Source organism: Pseudomonas sp. 44 R 15, from assembly GCF_900004965.1.
Lineage (GTDB): Bacteria > Pseudomonadota > Gammaproteobacteria > Pseudomonadales > Pseudomonadaceae > Aquipseudomonas > Aquipseudomonas orientalis_A.
Genome location: NZ_CVTU01000084.1, coordinates 1 through 18,617, shown reverse-complemented (window position 1 = coordinate 18,617; position 18,617 = coordinate 1). Strand labels below are relative to the sequence as shown.

Below are 18,617 nucleotides of genomic sequence, written 5' to 3'. Positions count from 1 at the left end.
GGCTAACCCGGCGTCCTGCCGGGTTACCCACGGATTCAAGCCTGCGTTCGGCCAGCGTGGTTTAACGGGGCGCCTAAGATCAAGATCAAGAGCGACTCGCTTCGCATCGTGGTTACATTACGGTTGGGCGCTACAGAGTTGTGTAGATACCCATGGCCATCGGGGGCAAGCCCCCTCCCACAGTTTTGATCTGCGGTGAATCAGTTGGAAAGGCGCTCGGCCAACACCGCAATATGCTCCGGCCCGATCCCGCAGCAACCGCCCAGATGACTGGCGCCGCGCGCCTGCCAATCCGCCGCCCAGTGCAGGTAACCCGGCGGGTCGAGATCGTCGCGCAACGGGTCCAGGCCATCGTTGGCCGTGGCTTCCTTGGGTTGCGGCGGGAAGGCATTGGCGTAGGCGCCGATCTGAATGGCGACGCCCAATCGCTCGAAGGTTGCCCGCGCCGCATCGATCGCCGCGCCGATCACTTCGGGCTGGCTGCAGTTGAACAGCAACACCTGCACGCCCAACTGCGCCGCCGCCTCGGCGGCCTCCGCCACCGGCTCGCCGGAACGCAGGCGCGGCACCTCATCGGTATCCTCATCTTTCAAGGTAAACGACAGCCAGAACGGCTTGCCATCCTGCGGCAGGCCGGCATGAATCGCTTGCGCTTCAACGATGGAGCTTTGGGTTTCCGCCAGCCACAGGTCAACGTGAGGCGCCAATCCCTGCACCAGCGGTGTCAGCAATTCGCTGACCCGCTCAGGCAGGAACAGGTCGGGCCGATAGGAGCCAAACAACGGCGGCAATGAACCGGCGACGCGCACCGACTTGCCCGAGGCCTTCACCGCCCGTCGCGCCAACTCACCGGCCAATGCGGCCAGCGCCTGGCCCTCCTGCGCGAACCGCGCTTCGCCGATATGAAACGGCACCACCGCGTAGCTGTTGCTGGTAATCACGTCGGCACCGCTGTCGATATAGGCCGTGTGCACCGCCTCTACCGCTTGCGGCGCCTCGCTCAGGGCCAGCGCCGACCATTCCGGCTGGCGGAACGGCGCGCCACGGCGTTGCAGTTCACGGCCCATGCCGCCATCGAGAATTACGGTGTTTGTTGTACCCATATGCTTTTTACTCATATGCTTATGAAAATAACTCACTATGAGAGTCGTTCTTATAACTATTTAATGCGTACCGTTCGGTTAATAACAACCTCTTTTTTATTCAGGTGCTCGATTTTGAAATTACGACCGCTGTTGGCCCTGGGCCTGACGATGTTGGCCGCTTCAACCCAAGCCTTTGGCGGTGCCACCCTGGACCGTATCGAGCAGAAGAAAGAGCTGGTCGGGGTGCTGATGGAAAGCTATCCACCGTTTTCATTCCTCAACGAGCAGAACCAGCTCGACGGCTTCGACGTGGATGTGGCCAAGGCCGTAGCGCAAAAGCTTGGGGTCAAGCTGCGCCTGGAAACGCCTTCATGGGACGTCATTGCCGCCGGCCGCTGGAGCGGGCGCTACGACATTTGCATCTGCTCAATGACCCCGAGCAAGGCACGCGCCGAGGTGTTCGACTTCCCGGTGGAGTACTACGCCTCGCCCGCCGTCATCGTGGTCAATGCCAAGGATGATCGCATCCATGCAGCCAAAGACCTGAGCGGCAAGAAAGTCGGCCTCACCAGCGCCTCCAGCTATGAAAGCTACCTGAACAAGAATCTGGTGATCGAAGGCGCCGAGGACACCCAGTTGCAGTACCCGTTCGAGGATGTGCAGATTGCCCCGTACGACACCGACAACGTGGCATTCCAGGACCTCGGCCTGGGCGCGGGCGTGCGCCTGGATGCGATCCTCACCAACCTGGTCACCGCGCAGCCGCGCCTGACCCAGGACAAGCGCTTCAAGCTGGCAGGCGAGCCGCTGTATTCGGAGCCCAACTCGGTGGCCATCGAAAAAGGCGACGCGCAGTGGGACAGCAAAGTGCGTGAGGTCTTCGCCCAGCTCAAACAGGACGGCACCTTGAGCAAGCTGTCGCAAAAATGGATCGGCGCCGATATCAGCCGATGAGCTTTCGTATACGGCTTTACCTGACCTGGGCGGCGCTGCTCGCGCTGTTTGCGAGTTTCTTCCTGAGCTTTGACCTGAAGTTCTCGATCATCCTCGACAAGCTGCCCAACCTGGTCGGCCTGCACCTTGCGCCCAATGGCTTCCTGCAAGGCGCGGCGCTGACGCTGTTTTTGTGCCTGTGCGCCATCGTTGCGTCGTCGATATTGGGGTTTGTCACCGCTCTGGGGCGCCTGTCGAAAAGCGCGGTGGCGTTTGGCATTGCCAGTTTCTACGCCTCGTTCTTTCGCGGCACCCCGTTGCTGATCCAGATCCTGCTGATTTACCTGGGCTTGCCGCAACTGGGCCTGGTGCCGGGCGCGATCGTCGCCGGCATCATCGCCTTATCGCTGAACTACGGCGCCTACCTGAGCGAGATTTTCCGCGCCGGCATCCTCGGCGTGCCCCATGGCCAACGGGAAGCGGCGTTGGCCCTGGGCATGCGTGACCGGGCGATCTTCTGGCATGTCACCCTGCCCCAGGCCATGCGCACCATCATCCCGCCGGCCACCAACCAGTTCATCTCGATGCTCAAGGACTCGTCGCTGATCTCGGTGATGGGCGTGTGGGAAGTGATGTTCCTGGCCCAGTCCTACGGCCGCTCGAGCTACCGCTACATCGAGATGCTCACCACGGCGGCGATCATTTACTGGGTAATGTCCCTCGGGCTGGAGCTGATCCAGGCGCGCATGGAGCGACATTTCGGCAAGGGGTATGTGCGCCGCGGTTGACGCTTAGAACCCCTTGCGTCGCACTTTGACCACACCCATCTGCAAACCGAAGGGACGGAGCACCGCATTCAGCGATTTCAGGGTTTGGTTGCCCTCGCCGTGCTCGATATGCACCAAGGTGCGAACGGAGATTTTGCACATCCTGGCGAACTGGCTTTGGTGCAGGCCCGTCACTTCGGTGCGCAAGCGACGCACGGCGTCGCCCAGTTCGAGCGAACCATCAGCCAAGCCGTGCTCAACACTTTCAATCAACAAGGCACGAGCATCCAGTGAGACCGTCATCGCAGCCCCCATTGCTTCAGGCGCAGGTCCAGTTTTCCAAGTGGGATGCTGGGATGATTCAGCGTCACAGCGGGCAGGCCGCTTGCAGCCAGAAGATCCGGTAATGCACGCAGCTGCTGCGCTGCTTGTCGCAACCGTTCAAAGCTTTGCTCGGGATCAACAATGTCGGAAAGGGCCTCGCAGACGCCTTTCCAATTGATATCTCCCGCTTTTTCCAATGCTTTAGGCCACTTGGTGGTTCGCGTGACAGCCTCTGCGTCCATGACCATGGGCGCCAAGTCATAAATAGGCGCCAGTCTCAGCGCTTTAGGCTCTCGGATAATCGACGTATTTCGCCCATGGTTGTCCGAGTTGCCCAATACCTTATTCAGCAGGTCTCGGCGCAGGTACTCTGCAACAAGATCGGCAACCTGACCCTCTTGCCCTGCGGCTCGCCATTGCTCGACCAGCAGTCTCACGACCTCCGAATGATCCATGTAGCTGCCGGGAGTGGTCACTCCGGCCAGCGAATAGATCGACTCGACTGCCAGCCTTTCAACACCATTTTCGCCCAGTCTGCGATCAAAACGATGCACCCACAGACTCGGCTTTGTAGCCTCTTCCAAGGCCAATCCTTCGGCGGCTACAGTCTCGATTCCAAGCGCATGAAGTGCCTTGTAATAGTGGTATTCACTTCTCAGGATGTCCTGATCGTTCTGAGTGGCCTGGTTGCGCGGGAACTTGATGAACCAATGCTGAGCGACGTCGTCGTCATTCAGGATGGCGTCAGGATACAGCAGGCCGTCCGCGCCCTGGCTCATCAACAGCTTGGGTGCTTCGCCGCCGGCGCCGGTAGCACCGCCTATTGCAGCGCCCTGCTCATAGGCATATTCAAGAAAACCGCTGTTGCGGCTGGTCACGTCATGTCGTGAAAAACCCATCGGTACCTCGCCGTCCAGAGCCAGCACGGACTCCTTGATACGCATATTTCCGATCGGAGCCGGTGTGCTGCGCCCAAGCAAAAACAAATCATCATCAACCCCCTGCGGTTTCTCACGACCCGTGCGCTGCATTAAAAACCGTTTGGCAGAACCGGCTGGCGCAATATCGTGCAAAAAGGCAGGTGCTGATTTGAGCACTGAAACGTCCCACTCCAGTGGAAACCGTGCACTGACGCAGGTGTGGAAAGGCCGTTGGATGTCGTCAAGATTATCGACAAGGTAATCCTGTCGATAATGGAACCTGCAAGGCCCGGCAAAACCCTTTTGCGGCTCGGGAAACTCCAGGCGCATTGCGTCACGCCAGTACCCAGCGGTAAAAATCTGCAATATCAACGAGTAGGCGCGGCCAGTCTGCAATTTAATGCACCTTCTAAAGGGTTCGAGGCGTTATTAACGCAATATAGTGCATCCAGAACGCTCGAAACTGATAATTTACGCATTAAAATGCAATTTAAATACGCCATGACCAGCCAATGGCGGATGAGCTTTTAATCGCACCCCACTAAGGACAACTCCCGCAAACCAGCGGTCAGTGGCCTGACAGTTATCCCTCGACGACCTCGCTACATTCCCCGCCTCATTCATCAGAGGTCGGGAATTCATGTCTTTTATACCCTCCAGAATCGCTGCGTTCATCAGCCTTGCAGTAGCCATCAGTGTTCAACCCGCGCAAGCGCGCGGCGATATTGAATACAGGCCGTTTTTTCATCAGCCTTACGATTCGGCCGAGACTGAGTGGGCCTTCGAACCCGAGTTCGATACGCCACCTTCCCCGCCGCCCTACGCCGGTTACCTCATCGGACAAGCCACGTCCTACAACGGCGTGCAGGTCGCCAAGGTGCTGGAGCCCGCTCTGCTTGATTTGCTGACCTCCGGGGAGCTGACCTCGGAAGAGATAAAGGACCTGCAGAAAGCAAATGAAGCACTGGCCGCACAGCCCGGCGGGATCGGCGCAGCCCTTGAACAATTGGCCGGCAGCCAAAACGCTAACCTGGCCACTGCCAGCCACGCCGTCACCGGCCAGATCAGCAACCAATTACTCTCGACCCTGCGCGCCTTGCCTGCCGACGAGAACAATCACGTTTGGGTGCAGGGCCTGGGCAACGACGGCCACCTCGATTCACGCAGCGGCAGCGCCGGCCTGAAGCACCGCACCCGTGGGCTGTTGCTGGGCGCCGACTGGGCGGTCGACCACGCCTGGCGTGTGGGGGTGATGGGTGCCAAGTCCACGAGCAATCTTGACGCCCAGCGCTTTTCCGCCGAGCTGGACAGCTTGCATCTGGGTGCCTACGCCGTGCGCCAGGACGGACCGCTGGCCCTGCGCCTGGGTGCGATCTACAGCAGCCACGCCGGGACCAACCGGCGCAACGTCAATCTGCTCGATTACAAGGATCAGCTCAAGTCTCATTACGATGCCCAAAGCCAAACGCTGTTCTCGGAACTGGGCTATCAATTGGGCAGCCAGGACTTGCGCGTCGAGCCCTTCGTCGGCCTTGGCTACCAGCGTTATCACCGCGACAGTTTCAAGGAAAGCGGTGGCCTGACCGCGCTCAACGTCGGCGCGCAGACCCAGCAGAACCTGAGCAGTACGGTGGGTCTGCGCCTGGCGACGGTGTACCGGTTCGATAATCAGGTCAGCCTGACACCCCACCTCAGCACCGGCTGGAAACATCTCTACGGCGCAGTCGACAGCCAGGTGCGCCAATCCTATCGCAACGTTCCAGTGGCACTGGACGGCTTTACCATCACGGGTACGTCACTGGATCGCGACAGCCTGGACGTGAACGCCGGCGTAGACCTGGCCTTGTCCAGCCAACACACGCTGGGCCTGAGCTACAGCGGCCAGGCGGGTACCCATAGCCGCAATCAAGGCGTCAAGGGGCAATGGACGATGAGCTTTTAACCGAGCGTCGTAAGCGTCCACTTCAATAACGAACCCTCTCACAATCCTCGGTACTACCGCCGACAGCGACGGACTTTTCATTGCGTTAGTTTTCGACCTCCAGCACACGTGAGGTCGAAATCCAATGTCGCAAGTACCCACCCAGTCCGCAGTCTATCCCTCTCAAGCGTTCTATCCAGTGTCGGCGACCGTGCAGGTGGAGGCCGGCGACGACATCTATAACCACGGCCTCATCAGCGGCAGGCATTATGGCGTGCTGGTCGATAACGGGAGCGCGGGGCCTGACGTTGGCAGCACGTTGCTGGTCAACAACGGCACCATCAGAGGTCGCGACGGCTATGGGGTGCACCTGCTAGGCAACTTCAACGACAGGGTCGTCAATAACGGCCTGATCAGCGGGGGCAACGGCATTGCCCTGGACATGGGCGGGGGCAACGACGTGTTGATTGTGCGCGGCCAGGCCCGATTCAGGGGCGAGGTGGACGGCGGCAGCGGTACCAACCAGGTCATCCTCGAAGATATCGAGGGCGGCACGTTCAACGGCGCCCGCCAGTTTCAGCATCTGGACGTCAATGCAGGCACCTGGACCCTGACCGGCGCACTGGAGGCCAACCAGCGCGGCCGGGTTCAGAGCGGCGCCACCTTGATCAACCAGAACCGCATCGGCGGCACGGTCACGGTTGAACAGGGTGCTACCTATGCCGGAGGCACGGTGAACGAACTCGACGTCGCCGGCACGCTGTTGCTCGACCCGGTCTTGAAAAACCAAGATCGAATCAAACGCGACCTGAACATGGCAGCGGGTTCGACCCTGGTTTTCAAGGTAAGCCTGGGCGAAGCACACAGCACCCTGAAAGTCGGCAACCGTGCCAGCCTCGCGGGCGCGACGCTGAATATCCAGATAGAGCATGAACATGATGAACTGCTCAACCGCCAACTACGTGTCGTCGACGCCGCACAGATTGAAGGCCGTTTCGAGCGGGTCACCAGTCACCTTGCAACCCTGACCCCGGAACTGATCTACACAGCCACCGGCGTCTTTGTCAGCTTCAAGCACCAAAAGCCTGCCGCCGAGGCCTGAATCTCGGGCAAAAAAAAGGAGGGCACCTGCCCCCCCGAGGATTAAGCGGTCACGTCGAAGGCTGGATTCAGCCTTCGATCTCAATCAGGATCTCACCCGGGTTGACCCGGTCGCCCTTGGCCACATGAACGGCGGACACCTTGCCGGCAATGGCGGCCTGGACTTCGGTTTCCATTTTCATGGCTTCAGTGATCAACACGGCCTGGCCGGCCTTGACCACGTCGCCCTCCTTGACCAGCACATCGACGATATTGCCCGGCATCGCCGTGCTGACATGGCCCGGTTCGGTAGCGTGCTTGCGCTTGCTGCCGCCGCTGCTGACGAATTCGTTGAGCGGTTCGAACACCACTTCTTCCGGCATGCCGTCGATGGACAGGTAAAAGTGACGCTTGCCTTCGGCCTTCACGCCCACCCCGGTGATATCCACGCGGTAGCTTTCGCCGTGCACGTCGATGACGAACTCGGTCGGCACGCCTTCGCCGCTGGCACGGGCGACACCGCCGGCTTCCGGAATCGGCAGCAGCACCTCAGGGGCAAGGGTGCCGGCGTCGCGTTCTTCGAGGAATTTGCGCCCGATATCCGGGAACATGGCGTAGGTCAGCACGTCTTCTTCGGACTTGGCCAACGCGCCGATTTCACCGCGCAGCTTGGTCATTTCCGGCTTGAGCAAATCAGCCGGGCGAACGTCGATGACCTCTTCGCTGCCGATGGCCTGACGGCGCAGTTTTTCGTTCACCGTGCCCGGGGCCTTGCCGTAGCCACCCTGCAGGTAGAGCTTCACTTCGTTGGTGATGGTCTTGTAGCGCTCACCGGCGAGCACGTTGAAGAACGCCTGGGTGCCGACGATCTGCGACGTGGGCGTGACCAGCGGCGGGAAGCCGAGGTCTTCACGCACGCGCGGGATTTCGGCCAGCACTTCGCTCATACGGTTCAGGGCGCCCTGCTCTTTCAACTGGTTGGCCAGGTTGGAAATCATCCCACCCGGTACCTGGTTGACTTGCACGCGGGTGTCGACGGCAGTGAACTCGCTTTCAAACTGGTGGTATTTCTTGCGCACGGCGTAGAAGTACAGGCCGATTTCCTGCAGCAGTTCCAGATCGAGGCCGGTGTCGAACTCGCTGCCTTTGAGGGCCGCGACCATCGACTCGGTGCCCGGGTGGCTGGTGCCCCAGGCGAAGCTGGAGATGGCGGTGTCGATATGGTCGGCACCGTTTTCGATGGCCTTGAGCTGGCACATCGCGGCCAGGCCGGCGGTGTCGTGGGAGTGGATAAAGATCGGCAGGTTCTGCTCGGCTTTGAGCGCCTTGACCAGTTCGCCGGTGGCGTAAGGGGTCAGCAGGCCGGCCATGTCCTTGATCGCGATCGAGTCACAGCCCATGGACTCCAATTGCTTGGCCTGGGCCACGAAGGCGTCGACAGTGTGCACCGGGCTGGTGGTGTAGGCGATGGTGCCCTGGGCGTGCTTGCCGGCGGCCTTGACCGCTTCAATGGCCACGCGCAGGTTTCGTACGTCGTTCATCGCATCGAAGATACGGAACACATCGATCCCGTTGACCGCGGCCTTGGCGACAAAGGCTTTGACCACATCGTCGCTGTAGTGGCGGTAGCCCAGCAGGTTCTGGCCGCGCAGCAGCATTTGCAGGCGCGTGTTGGGCAACGCGGCGCGCAGTTGGCGCAGGCGCTCCCACGGGTCTTCTTTGAGGAACCGTACGCAAGCGTCAAAGGTGGCACCGCCCCAGACTTCCAGAGACCAGTAGCCGACTTTGTCGAGCTTGTCGCAGATCGGCAGCATGTCATCGGTGCGCATGCGGGTCGCCAGCAACGATTGGTGAGCGTCGCGCAGGATGGTGTCGGTTACGAAGATCTTTTTGCTCATTGTTATATTCCTCACAGGCCTGCGTGGGCGGCGATGGCGGCGGCGATGGCCAGGGCCAGCTCTTCGGGTTTGCGCTTGATCGAGTAGTTGGTCAGCTCAGGGTGGCTTTCCACGAAGCTGGTATTGAACTGGCCGCTGCGGAATTCCGGGTTGCGCAGGATTTCCTGGTAATAGGCGGCGGTGGTCTTCACGCCTTGCAGGCGCATGTCGTCCAGGGCGCGCAGGCCGCGGTCCATGGCTTCTTCCCAGGTCAACGCCCACACCACCAGTTTCAGGCACATGGAGTCGTAGAACGGCGGGATGGTGTAGCCGGTGTAGATCGCCGTGTCGGTACGCACACCGGGGCCGCCGGGGGCGTAGTAACGGGTGATCTTGCCGAAGCTGGGCAGGAAGTTGTTCTTCGGGTCTTCGGCGTTGATGCGGAACTGCAACGCAAAACCTCGGTGCTGGATATCTTCCTGTTTCACCGACAGCGGCAGGCCCGAGGCGATACGAATCTGCTCGCGGACGATGTCGATCCCGGTGATTTCCTCGGTGATGGTGTGTTCCACCTGCACCCGGGTGTTCATCTCCATGAAGTACACCTCGCCCTCGGCGAGCAGGAACTCCACGGTGCCGGCGTTCTCGTAGCCCACAGCCTTGGCCGCGCGTACCGACAGGTCGCCGATGTAGGCGCGCTGTTCCGGGGTCAGCTGCGGGCTGGGGGCGATTTCAATGAGCTTCTGGTTGCGGCGCTGGATCGAGCAATCACGCTCGAACAGGTGCACCACGTTGCCAAAGCTGTCACCGAGGATCTGCGCCTCGATGTGCTTGGGATTGACGATGCACTTTTCCAGAAACACTTCCGCCGAACCAAAGGCCTTGGTGGCTTCGGAGATCACGCGAGGGAAGGCTTGTTCGAGTTCTTCGCGGCTGTTGCAACGGCGAATACCACGACCGCCACCACCGGAGGTGGCCTTGAGCATCACCGGGTAACCGATACGGTCGCCTTCGGTGAGGGCTTCATGGATGTCGGCGACGTTGCCTTCGGTGCCCGGCGTGACCGGCACACCGGCCTTGATCATGCTGCGCCGCGCTTCGGTCTTGTCGCCCATGCGGCGGATGACTTCGGCGGACGGGCCGATGAATTTGATCCCGCGTTCGGCACAGATGTCCGCCAGCTCGGCGTTTTCCGACAGGAAACCGTAGCCGGGGTGCAGTGCATCGCAGCCGGTTTCCACGGCCAGGTTCACCAGCTTGCGCGGGTTCAGGTAACCGGCCAGGGGCTCGGCCCCGATGCTGTGGGCTTCGTCGGCACGCTTGACGTGCAACGCGTGGCGGTCGGCGTCCGAATAAACCGCGACCGAGCGAATGCCCATCTCGGCGCAGGCACGCACGATTCGTACGGCAATTTCACCACGGTTGGCGATCAGGATCTTTTTTATCACTTGGAAATTCCCTTGAGCCGATTGCTGCGTCTTTGACCTTAGTAACAAGGTCAGCGCGTGACCAAATGTTTCATGACAGTCGCGAGACACACACTATGCGCACGGAGGGATTAACAAAAATCAATAATTATTGGGTTGTGTATAAGTAAAGACTTATAGTTGCCGGGATGATCGGTGAGCGGGGAATTATTTAATGCGTAAGTCATTGATGCGTATGACATTGCGTCAGTTGCAGATTTTCAATGAAGTGTGTGATTTGCGCTCCTACAGCCGTGCAGCCGAGGAAATGTCCCTGACTCAACCGGCCGTCAGCCTGCAAATTCGCCAGCTCGAAGAGCTGATCGGCCAGCCGCTGTTCGACTATGTCGGCAAAAAGCTCTACATGACCGAGGCCGCCGAAGCCCTGCAACGGGCCAGCCGGGATATTTTCGGCCGCCTGGAAAACCTCGATATGCAGCTCTCGGACATGCAGGGCTCACTGCAGGGCCAATTGAAGCTGGCGGTGGAGTCCAGCGCCAAATACTTCGTGCCGCACCTGTTCGCCGCCTTCAAGCGCCAGCACCCGGAGGTGCAATTGCACCTGACCGTGGTCAATCGCGCCCAGGTGATCCGCCGGCTCTCGGACAACCGCGACGACCTGGTGATCATGTCCATGGTGCCCCAGGACATGGGCCTGGAATTCCTGCCGTTCCTGAATAACCCGATCGTCGCCGTGGCGCTGCCGGATCATCCGTTGAGCCTGAAAGGGCCGCTACGCCTGCAGGACCTGGAACCCTACACCCTGCTCATCCGCGAACCGGGTTCCGGCACACGCCTGGCGTGCGAAGAGTACTTCAAGGAAAAACGCGTGCACTTCACCCAGACCGTGGAAGTGGCCTCGGCCGAGGCGCAGCGTGAGTGCGTGGTCGCCGGTTTAGGCGTGGCCCTGCTGACGCGCCACGCCTTGAACCTGGAACTGGCCACCGGCGGGCTCAAGGAGCTGGCGGTGGAAGAACTGCCGCTGTACCGCAGTTGGTGCCTGGTGCAAGCCAAAGCCAAGCGGCTGTCACCGGTGGCCCATGCGTTCCTGGGCTTTATCCGCAGCGAACGGGTACAGATCAGCGCCCTGGCTGAGCGCTTCGCTGGGCAGCCAAGGGCGCCTGCCAATGCAGTTCCGGGTAGTCACTGATGCTCTGCAGCAGCTGGCGCTGGTCACAGCGGTCTTCGATTGCGCGACGGAACGCCATGCGGCGCTGGTCTTCCTGCTGACGACGGGTCTTGACGGTGCTGTTGCTGTCTTCGTAGGTCCGGGCCATTTTGGAGTCTCCCAATGCGAGTGCGGGGAGTACAGGATGGGTGCGAGGGATGACGGGGCGATGACAGTGCGATGAAGATTCTGGACACACAAAAAGGGGGCTTGCCCTAGTGCCCTCTGTAGGAGCGAGCTTGCTCGCGAAAAATTCACAGGCACCGCGTTCATTCAGAAAGCACGCGTTATCGTTGACGTTTTTCGCGAGCAAGCTCGCTCCTACATTTTGGATCTGTGTACAGTTCAGTCGTCGAGGGCTTTGACCGACTTGGGCGACAGTCGCAGGCTGCGCAAACTGCGCTTCACGCTCTTGAGGTGGTTGACCAGGCTCGGTCCGCGGGCCATGGCAACCCCCATCGCCAAAACGTCGATCACCACCAGATGAGCAATGCGCGAGGTCAGCGGCGTGTAGATCTCGGTGTCTTCATGCACGTCGATCGCCAGGTTCACCGTAGACAGCTCCGCCAATGGCGTCTGGCTCGGGCACAGGGTAATCAGCGAAGCGCCGCTTTCACGCACCAGGTTGGCGGTGATGAGCAGGTCTTTGGAGCGACCGGACTGGGAAATACAGATGGCCACGTCGGTGGGCTTCAAGGTCACCGCCGACATCGCCTGCATGTGCGGGTCGCTGTAGGCCGCCGCCGTGAGCAGCAGGCGGAAAAACTTATGCTGGGCGTCGGCCGCCACCGCACCGGAAGCACCAAAGCCGTAGAACTCCACGCGCTGGGCCTGGGACATCGCGGTCACGGCCTTTTGCAGCTCCACCGGGTCGAGCTTCTCGCGCACTTCCATCAGCGTATGCAACGTGGTGTCGAAGATTTTCAGGCTGTAGTCGGCGACGGAGTCGTCTTCATGGATCGCAAACTGGCCGAAGCTCGCCCCGGCGGCGAGGCTTTGCGCCAACTTGAGTTTCAAATCCTGGAACCCGGAGCAACCGATGGCGCGGCAGAAGCGCACGATGGTTGGCTCGCTGATGCCCACGCTGTGGGCCAGATCAGCCATGGAACTGTGCATCACAGCCGCAGGGTCAAGCAGCACGTGATCGGCAACCTTGAGTTCCGATTTGCGTAACAGGTGGCGCGACTGGGCGATATGTTGCAACAGGTTCAAAGGGCAGGACTCTTGTTATTGGCAGACGCCAGGGATGTAGCAAGCTTGTAGTTATACTACAAGAATTGCCGTTTTGCCCGCCTGATGCAGCACTAAATCGCCCTGCCCCCCACTGAAATTAAGGGTAGAGGCTTTGTAGCCACAGGGGCTGCCCCCGATTCATTAAGGAAATTCCGGATTTTGCCGTAACAAATCCGCCAGCCCCTCGGGGTGCATCGGCCGGCTGATCAGATAGCCCTGCACCTCGTCGCACCCCTCGCTTCGCAGGAAATCCAGTTGCTGCTGATCTTCCACGCCTTCGGCCACCACTTTGAGCGCCAACCCGTGGGCCATGGCGATGATCGCCCGGGTAATGGCGGCGTCTTCACGCCCCTGGCCGAGCCCGCGGATAAAGGTCTGGTCGATCTTCACGTAGTCCACCGGAATACGCTTGAGGTAGCTGAGGGATGAATAGCCGGTACCGAAATCGTCGATGGCCAACTTCACACCCAGCTCGCGCAACTGCCGGAAGGTCGTGATGATGTGCTCGACACTGTCGAGCAGCTGACTTTCGGTCAGTTCCAACTCGAGGTATTGCGGGTCCAGCCCGGTCTCTTCCAGCACCTGGCGCACCAGGCTGACCAGCTTGCCCTGGCGCAACTGATGCACCGACAGGTTCACCGACACGCGAATCGGCGCCAGCCCCTGACGCTGCCACTCACAGGCCTGCCAGCAGGCCTTGCGCAACACCGCCTCGCCCAACGGCACGATCAGGCCGGTTTCTTCGGCCAGCCCGATAAAGTCCCCCGGCGGCACCAGGCCCCATTGCGGATGTTCCCAGCGCACCAGGGCCTCCACCGCATTGAGCTTGCCGGTGGCCAGGCACAGTTTGGGTTGGTAGAACACCGTGAGCTGGCCTTCGTCGATGGCCTTGCGCAGATGGTTTTCCAGCTGCAGGCGCTCCAGGGTGCTGGCTTGCAGGCTGTCGGTGTAGAACTGGAAATTATTCCCGCCCAGGTGCTTGGCGTGCTGCATCGCCATATTCGATTGGCTGACCAGCGCAGAAATTTCCCGCGCATTATCCGGCAGCAGGCTGACGCCCATGGAGGCGCTGACCACCAGCTCATGGCCCTCCACCGTCACCGGCACGCGCAGCTTTGCCAAGAGCCGGGTCGCCACGCGCGCCAGGCTCGACAAGTTGCCATAGGCATCGAACAGCACCGCGAATTCGTCACCGGACAGGCGGGCAATGGTGTCGGCTTCCGGCAGTGCGTTGATCAGCCGCCGTGCCATCTTCTGCAATAGCTGGTCGGCCACTTCATGGCCCAGGCTGTCATTGAGCAGCTTGAAACGGTCGAGGTTGATGTGCAGCAGGGCCAGGCTGCGCCCACCCTGACGCACGCGCTGATGCGCTTCGCGCAGCCGCTCGCGAAACAGCGAACGATTGGCCAGGCCCGTCAACTCATCGTAATGGGTGAGGTAGCGCATGCGCTCCTCAGACTCGCGCCGCGCGGACAGATCGGCGAAAAAACCGACGATATGACTGACATTGCCGCGAGCATCGCGCACCACGCTCAGGTGCAGCCACTGCGGGTACAGCTCGCCGTTCTTGCGCGTCTCCACCAGTTCGCCCTGCCAGGTGCCGTGGCTGAGCAGTGCCTGGCGAATCACCGGGAAGTGCCGCCGGGCATCGCGACTGCAGGGTAACTCCACGACATTGCGCCCGAGCATGTCGTCGATGTCAAAACCGGTGACGCGGCTGAACGCCTGGTTGACCGCGATCAGCACGTAGTTGGGGTCGAGAATCACGATGCCTTCGCTGGCGGCCTCGAACACCGTCGAAGCAAGCCGTTGCTGTTCTTCCAGGGCCTTGCCGGCACTGATGTCGCGCCGCGTACCGAGCATGCGTATCACCCGCCCACCAGGCGAACGCTCTACCGCACGCCCACGGTCCTCGATCCACACCCAGTGCCCGTCGCCATGGCGTATCCGGTATTCCACCTGATAATCCTCGCTGCGGCCCTTGAGGTGCTCCACCAGCGCGTGCTTGAGCAGCGGCAGGTCGTCGGGGTGCAGGCGCGGCTTGAGATGACTGAGCATCGCGGTGACGTACTCGGGTTCCAGGCCGAACAGCTCCTTGAGGTGGGTGTGGTGCACCTCATCGGTTTGCAGATTCCAGTCCCACAGGCCCAGTTCACTGGCTTGCAGCGCCATGGCCAGGCGCGCCTCGCTTTTGTTCAGGGCGAGGCTGGCGGCGTCCAGTTCCTGGCCGCGCAGGGCCATACGGTCTTGCAGGCCGGCCTGGGCGTCACGCAAGTCCTGTTCGACCTGGCGACGCTGCTCGACTTCGCGCATCAGCGCCTGGTTCAACTGCTCGCTGCGGCGCCGGGCCTGCTGCAAATGCTCGATCAAGGCCTGGTTCTGGAAACGTCGCAACAGCCCGCGCTGGATCAGGCGGTTGACCTGCCACGCCACCACGCTCAACGACGCCAGCAGGATCACACCGAGCACGCCCCAGCCCTGTTGCTGCGAGGTGCCGTTGCAGAACAGGTACGCGATGATCGGCACCAGGCACGGCAAGGCGAAGGACAAAAAGGCCCAGAGGCTCACGGCATACGCCACGCTGGCCGACAGCATTGCCGCGCCGATCAGGCCGAACACCCAGGCCTGTTGCATGAAGCTGTCGGTGGGCACCAGGGCGATGGCGGCGATCGACAGGGTCAGGCCGCTGACCGCCGAGCCGAGCATGAACATCCGGCGCCAGACCGGTTGGGCCTGGCGGCTGGGCATGGCCGACTCAAAGGCCGCCACCTGGATGACCCGCATCGCCACCAGCGCCAGCAACCAGACCAGCCAGGCGCTGTCGAGCAGGTATTGCGCGGGGTTCCACAACAGCCAGGCGCAGACCAAACCATTGACCAGCATCAGCAGGGTTGGCACCAACGAGCCCTGATACAACAGGCGTGTCCGCTCCACCGCCATCTGGGTGGCGTAATGTTTGCGGATAACCTGCGCAGGCGCCGCCGAAGGGCCGAACAGGTCAGTGTCAAAGGTCATAGGCAGTGTTCTTATAATGGTGAGCCCGAAACGTCGACGGAGCATACACAAGCAAACGCTCGGACCAAACTGCTCCAGATCATAAAAAGCGCCCGGCTGTTGGGCGCAAAGCGTTGTTCCAGACAGCTTGAACGAGACGCCACGCGGGCTGTGGCGCATGACCGACCGGTCATCCGCGCTCCGCAGAATGTTGGCCCGCAGACGGTTTTCCGTCGGGCGCCTGGCATTGGGGTTTGCCCGTCTTCCCCCGGCACCCTAGAATGCGCCGATGCGCGATGATCTCTCCCTTTTGCTGAACTCCCTCAACGATGCCCAACGCCAGGCCGTAGCGGCCCCCGTTGGCCGTCAGTTGGTCCTGGCCGGTGCTGGCTCCGGTAAAACCCGAGTGCTGGTGCACCGTATCGCCTGGTTGATCCAGGTCGAGAACGCGTCGCCCCATTCCATCCTGTCGGTGACGTTCACCAACAAGGCTGCCGCCGAGATGCGCCATCGCATCGAGCAACTGATGGGCATCAGCCCGGCCGGCATGTGGGTGGGCACCTTCCACGGCCTGGCACACCGCCTGTTGCGGGCGCATTGGCAGGAAGCGGGGCTGGCCCAGACATTCCAGATCCTCGACAGCGACGATCAGCAACGTCTGGTCAAGCGCGTGATCCGCGAGCTGGGCCTCGACGAGCAACGCTGGCCGGCGCGCCAGGCCCAGTGGTTTATCAACGGCCAGAAAGACGAAGGCCTGCGTCCGCAGCATATCCAGGCCAGCGGCGATTTGTTCCTGGCCACCATGCGCAGCATCTATGAAGCTTACGAGGCGGCCTGCGCACGCGCCGGCGTGATCGACTTCTCCGAACTGCTGTTGCGTGCCCTGGACCTGTGGCGCGACAACCCCGGCTTGCTGGCCCATTACCAGAAGCGTTTCCGGCACGTTCTGGTGGACGAGTTCCAGGACACCAACGCCGTGCAGTACGCCTGGTTGCGCCTGCTGGCCAAGGGTGGCGACAGCCTGATGGTGGTGGGTGACGACGACCAGTCGATCTACGGCTGGCGCGGCGCGAAAATCGAGAACATCTATCAGTACTCCGAGGACTTCCCGGACGCGGTGACCATCCGCCTTGAGCAGAACTACCGCTCCACCGCCGGGATTCTCAAGGCCGCCAACGCCTTGATCGCCAACAACACCGGGCGCCTGGGCAAAGAGCTGTGGACCGACGGCGGCGAAGGCGAAGCGATCAACCTGTACGCCGCCTTCAACGAACACGATGAAGCGCGCTACGTGGTGGAAACCATCGAAGGTGCATTGAAAACCGGCCTTTCGCGCAGCGATATCGCCATTCTTTACCGCTCCAACGCCCAATCGCGGGTATTGGAAGAAGCCTTGCTGCGCGAGCGCATCCCGTATCGCATCTACGGTGGCCAGCGCTTCTTCGAGCGTGCGGAAATCAAGAACGCCATGGCCTACCTGCGCTTGCTGGAAGGTCGGGGCAACGACGCGGCGCTGGAGCGGGTGATCAATATCCCGGCCCGTGGCATCGGCGAAAAAACCGTCGAGGCCATTCGCGAACACGCCCGTCATGCCGATGTGTCGATGTGGGAGGCCATGCGCCTGCTCATCGCCAATAAAGGCCTGACGGGCCGCGCAGCCGGCGCCTTGGGTGTGTTTGTCGAGCTGATCGAGAACCTTGCGGCCAAATGCGCGGAAATGCCCCTGCATCTGATGACCCAGACCGTGATCGAACAATCCGGGCTGATCGCCTACCACGAGGCTGAAAAAGGCGAAAAAGGCCAGGCCCGGGTAGAAAACCTTGAGGAACTGGTCAGCGCCGCCCGTGCGTTCGAAAATGCCGAGAACGAAGAAGACCTTACACCGCTCGCCGCCTTCCTCGGCCATGCTTCGCTGGAGGCCGGGGACGCCCAGGCTGACGAACATGAAGACAGCATCCAGCTGATGACCCTGCACAGTGCCAAGGGCCTGGAATTCCCGTATGTGTTCCTGGTGGGCATGGAAGAAGGCCTGTTCCCGCACAAGATGAGCCTGGAAGAGCCGGGCCGTCTTGAAGAAGAACGTCGCCTGGCTTACGTGGGCATTACCCGGGCCATGCAGAACCTGGTGATGACCTACGCCGAAACCCGACGCCTGTACGGCAGCGAGACCTACAACAAGGTGTCGCGCTTCGTACGTGAAGTGCCGAAGGGGCTGATCCAGGAAGTGCGCCTGTCCAACAGCGTCAGCCGCCCGTTCGGCGGCGGCCAGCAGCAGAACTCCAGCACCATGTTTGCCGGTTCCGAGATTCCGGAAACACCGTTCAGCCTGGGCCAGCAGGTCAGGCACGCGATCTTCGGCGAAGGCGTGATCCTCAACTTCGAAGGCGCCGGCGCCCAGGCACGCGTGCAGGTGAACTTCGCCGAGGGCAGCAAGTGGCTGATGATGGGCTACGCCAAACTTGAGGCTGTCTGAAGTCTGATCGTTCCCACGCTCTGCGTGGGAATGCCGCCCGGGACGCTCCGCGTCCGCTCTCAAAGCAGTGACGCAGAGTGTCACGGGACGCGTTACCACGCGGAGCGTGGGAACGATCTGTACATGAAGGTTTTTGGCCCACCCTTGTTTTTAATAAGGGCGGGCCAATATCTGTAATAACTCCTACAGACCATTCCGAATCAGTCCTACGCAAAAGCCCGAAACATTATGTCGCTAGCCACTGTCACTACACCTGTGCAACATGGCGCGCGTGCAATCCACAAATGGGAATTCCCTTTATGAAACGTTTTCTTAGCATCGCCATGGCGTTGTGCATCGGCTTGACGATGAGCCTCGACGCCAACGCCAAACGCTT

At 61.0% G+C, this 18,617-nt stretch carries 15 protein-coding genes; 7 read left to right on the top strand and 8 right to left on the bottom strand.

The annotated features are described in order from the left end of the window. Positions 1-200: 200 nt before the first annotated feature. On the bottom strand, positions 201-1,103 hold the full coding sequence (locus BFP93_RS10455; protein WP_065893013.1) for a homocysteine S-methyltransferase family protein: 903 nt from the start codon (positions 1,101-1,103) through the stop codon (positions 201-203). 114 nt (positions 1,104-1,217) lie between these two features. Between BFP93_RS10455 and BFP93_RS10450 the strand changes: the two genes are divergently transcribed. Continuing rightward, positions 1,218-2,039, top strand: coding sequence for an ABC transporter substrate-binding protein (locus tag BFP93_RS10450; RefSeq protein WP_065883831.1), 822 nt, complete (start codon positions 1,218-1,220; stop codon positions 2,037-2,039). Then, complete coding sequence (locus tag BFP93_RS10445; RefSeq protein WP_065893012.1) at positions 2,036-2,806, top strand: amino acid ABC transporter permease; 771 nt, start codon at positions 2,036-2,038, stop codon at positions 2,804-2,806. The genes BFP93_RS10450 and BFP93_RS10445 overlap by 4 nt, the downstream gene beginning before the upstream one ends. Before the next feature lie 3 nt (positions 2,807-2,809). Here BFP93_RS10445 and BFP93_RS10440 read toward each other — a convergent pair whose 3' ends face one another. Together BFP93_RS10440 and BFP93_RS10435 are read right to left on the bottom strand one after the other, a co-directional pair. Then, a complete protein-coding gene (locus BFP93_RS10440) occupies positions 2,810-3,088 on the bottom strand; it encodes a helix-turn-helix domain-containing protein (protein ID WP_065893011.1) in 279 nt (92 codons plus the stop codon). Next, complete coding sequence (locus BFP93_RS10435) at positions 3,085-4,359, bottom strand: type II toxin-antitoxin system HipA family toxin (RefSeq protein WP_240997038.1); 1,275 nt, start codon at positions 4,357-4,359, stop codon at positions 3,085-3,087. Before BFP93_RS10435 ends, BFP93_RS10440 begins: the two co-directional genes overlap by 4 nt. On the opposite strand from BFP93_RS10435, the gene BFP93_RS29210 reads away from it, so the two are divergent. The 3 genes from BFP93_RS29210 to BFP93_RS10425 all read left to right on the top strand — a co-directional run bounded on the left by BFP93_RS29210 (position 4,261) and on the right by BFP93_RS10425 (position 7,052). Next, a complete protein-coding gene (locus BFP93_RS29210; protein WP_256095196.1) occupies positions 4,261-4,560 on the top strand; it encodes a hypothetical protein in 300 nt (99 codons plus the stop codon). The genes BFP93_RS10435 and BFP93_RS29210 overlap by 99 nt on opposite strands. 109 nt (positions 4,561-4,669) lie before the next feature. After that, positions 4,670-5,971: an autotransporter outer membrane beta-barrel domain-containing protein gene (locus BFP93_RS10430; protein WP_065893009.1), complete on the top strand. Its 1,302-nt coding sequence runs from the start codon at positions 4,670-4,672 to the stop codon at positions 5,969-5,971. Between the two features lie 124 nt (positions 5,972-6,095). Continuing rightward, positions 6,096-7,052, top strand: a complete 957-nt coding sequence (locus BFP93_RS10425) for a hypothetical protein (protein WP_141687965.1) — start codon at positions 6,096-6,098, stop codon at positions 7,050-7,052. Between the two features lie 67 nt (positions 7,053-7,119). Here the strand turns inward: BFP93_RS10425 and oadA are convergent, their stop codons facing one another. Both oadA and BFP93_RS10415 read right to left on the bottom strand, forming a co-directional pair. Beyond that, the gene (gene oadA, locus BFP93_RS10420; protein WP_065893007.1) at positions 7,120-8,928 is read right to left on the bottom strand and encodes a sodium-extruding oxaloacetate decarboxylase subunit alpha; all 1,809 of its coding nucleotides are present in this window, start codon (positions 8,926-8,928) and stop codon (positions 7,120-7,122) included. Between the two features lie 11 nt (positions 8,929-8,939). Then, positions 8,940-10,355, bottom strand: coding sequence for an acetyl-CoA carboxylase biotin carboxylase subunit (locus BFP93_RS10415; protein ID WP_003195732.1), 1,416 nt, complete (start codon positions 10,353-10,355; stop codon positions 8,940-8,942). 193 nt (positions 10,356-10,548) lie between these two features. On the opposite strand from BFP93_RS10415, the gene BFP93_RS10410 reads away from it, so the two are divergent. Next, positions 10,549-11,523 carry a LysR family transcriptional regulator gene (locus BFP93_RS10410; protein ID WP_065883843.1) on the top strand — a complete coding sequence of 325 codons (975 nt, stop codon included), beginning with the start codon at positions 10,549-10,551 and terminating at the stop codon, positions 11,521-11,523. On the opposite strand, the gene BFP93_RS27355 is transcribed toward BFP93_RS10410, so the two are convergent. The 3 genes from BFP93_RS27355 to BFP93_RS10395 all read right to left on the bottom strand — a co-directional run bounded on the left by BFP93_RS27355 (position 11,453) and on the right by BFP93_RS10395 (position 15,789). Further along, positions 11,453-11,650: a PA3496 family putative envelope integrity protein gene (locus tag BFP93_RS27355; RefSeq protein WP_083203275.1), complete on the bottom strand. Its 198-nt coding sequence runs from the start codon at positions 11,648-11,650 to the stop codon at positions 11,453-11,455. The genes BFP93_RS10410 and BFP93_RS27355 overlap by 71 nt on opposite strands. Before the next feature lie 236 nt (positions 11,651-11,886). After that, positions 11,887-12,753, bottom strand: coding sequence for a transcriptional regulator HexR (gene hexR / locus BFP93_RS10400; RefSeq protein ID WP_003177007.1), 867 nt, complete (start codon positions 12,751-12,753; stop codon positions 11,887-11,889). Between the two features lie 162 nt (positions 12,754-12,915). After that, on the bottom strand, positions 12,916-15,789 hold the full coding sequence (locus tag BFP93_RS10395; protein WP_065893006.1) for an EAL domain-containing protein: 2,874 nt from the start codon (positions 15,787-15,789) through the stop codon (positions 12,916-12,918). A gap of 268 nt (positions 15,790-16,057) precedes the next feature. Here BFP93_RS10395 and uvrD point away from each other — a divergent pair, with 268 nt between their 5' ends. Then, entirely contained in the window at positions 16,058-18,241 is a 2,184-nt protein-coding gene (gene uvrD, locus BFP93_RS10390; protein WP_065883846.1) for a DNA helicase II, read from the top strand. The last annotated feature ends 376 nt before the right edge of the window (positions 18,242-18,617 follow it).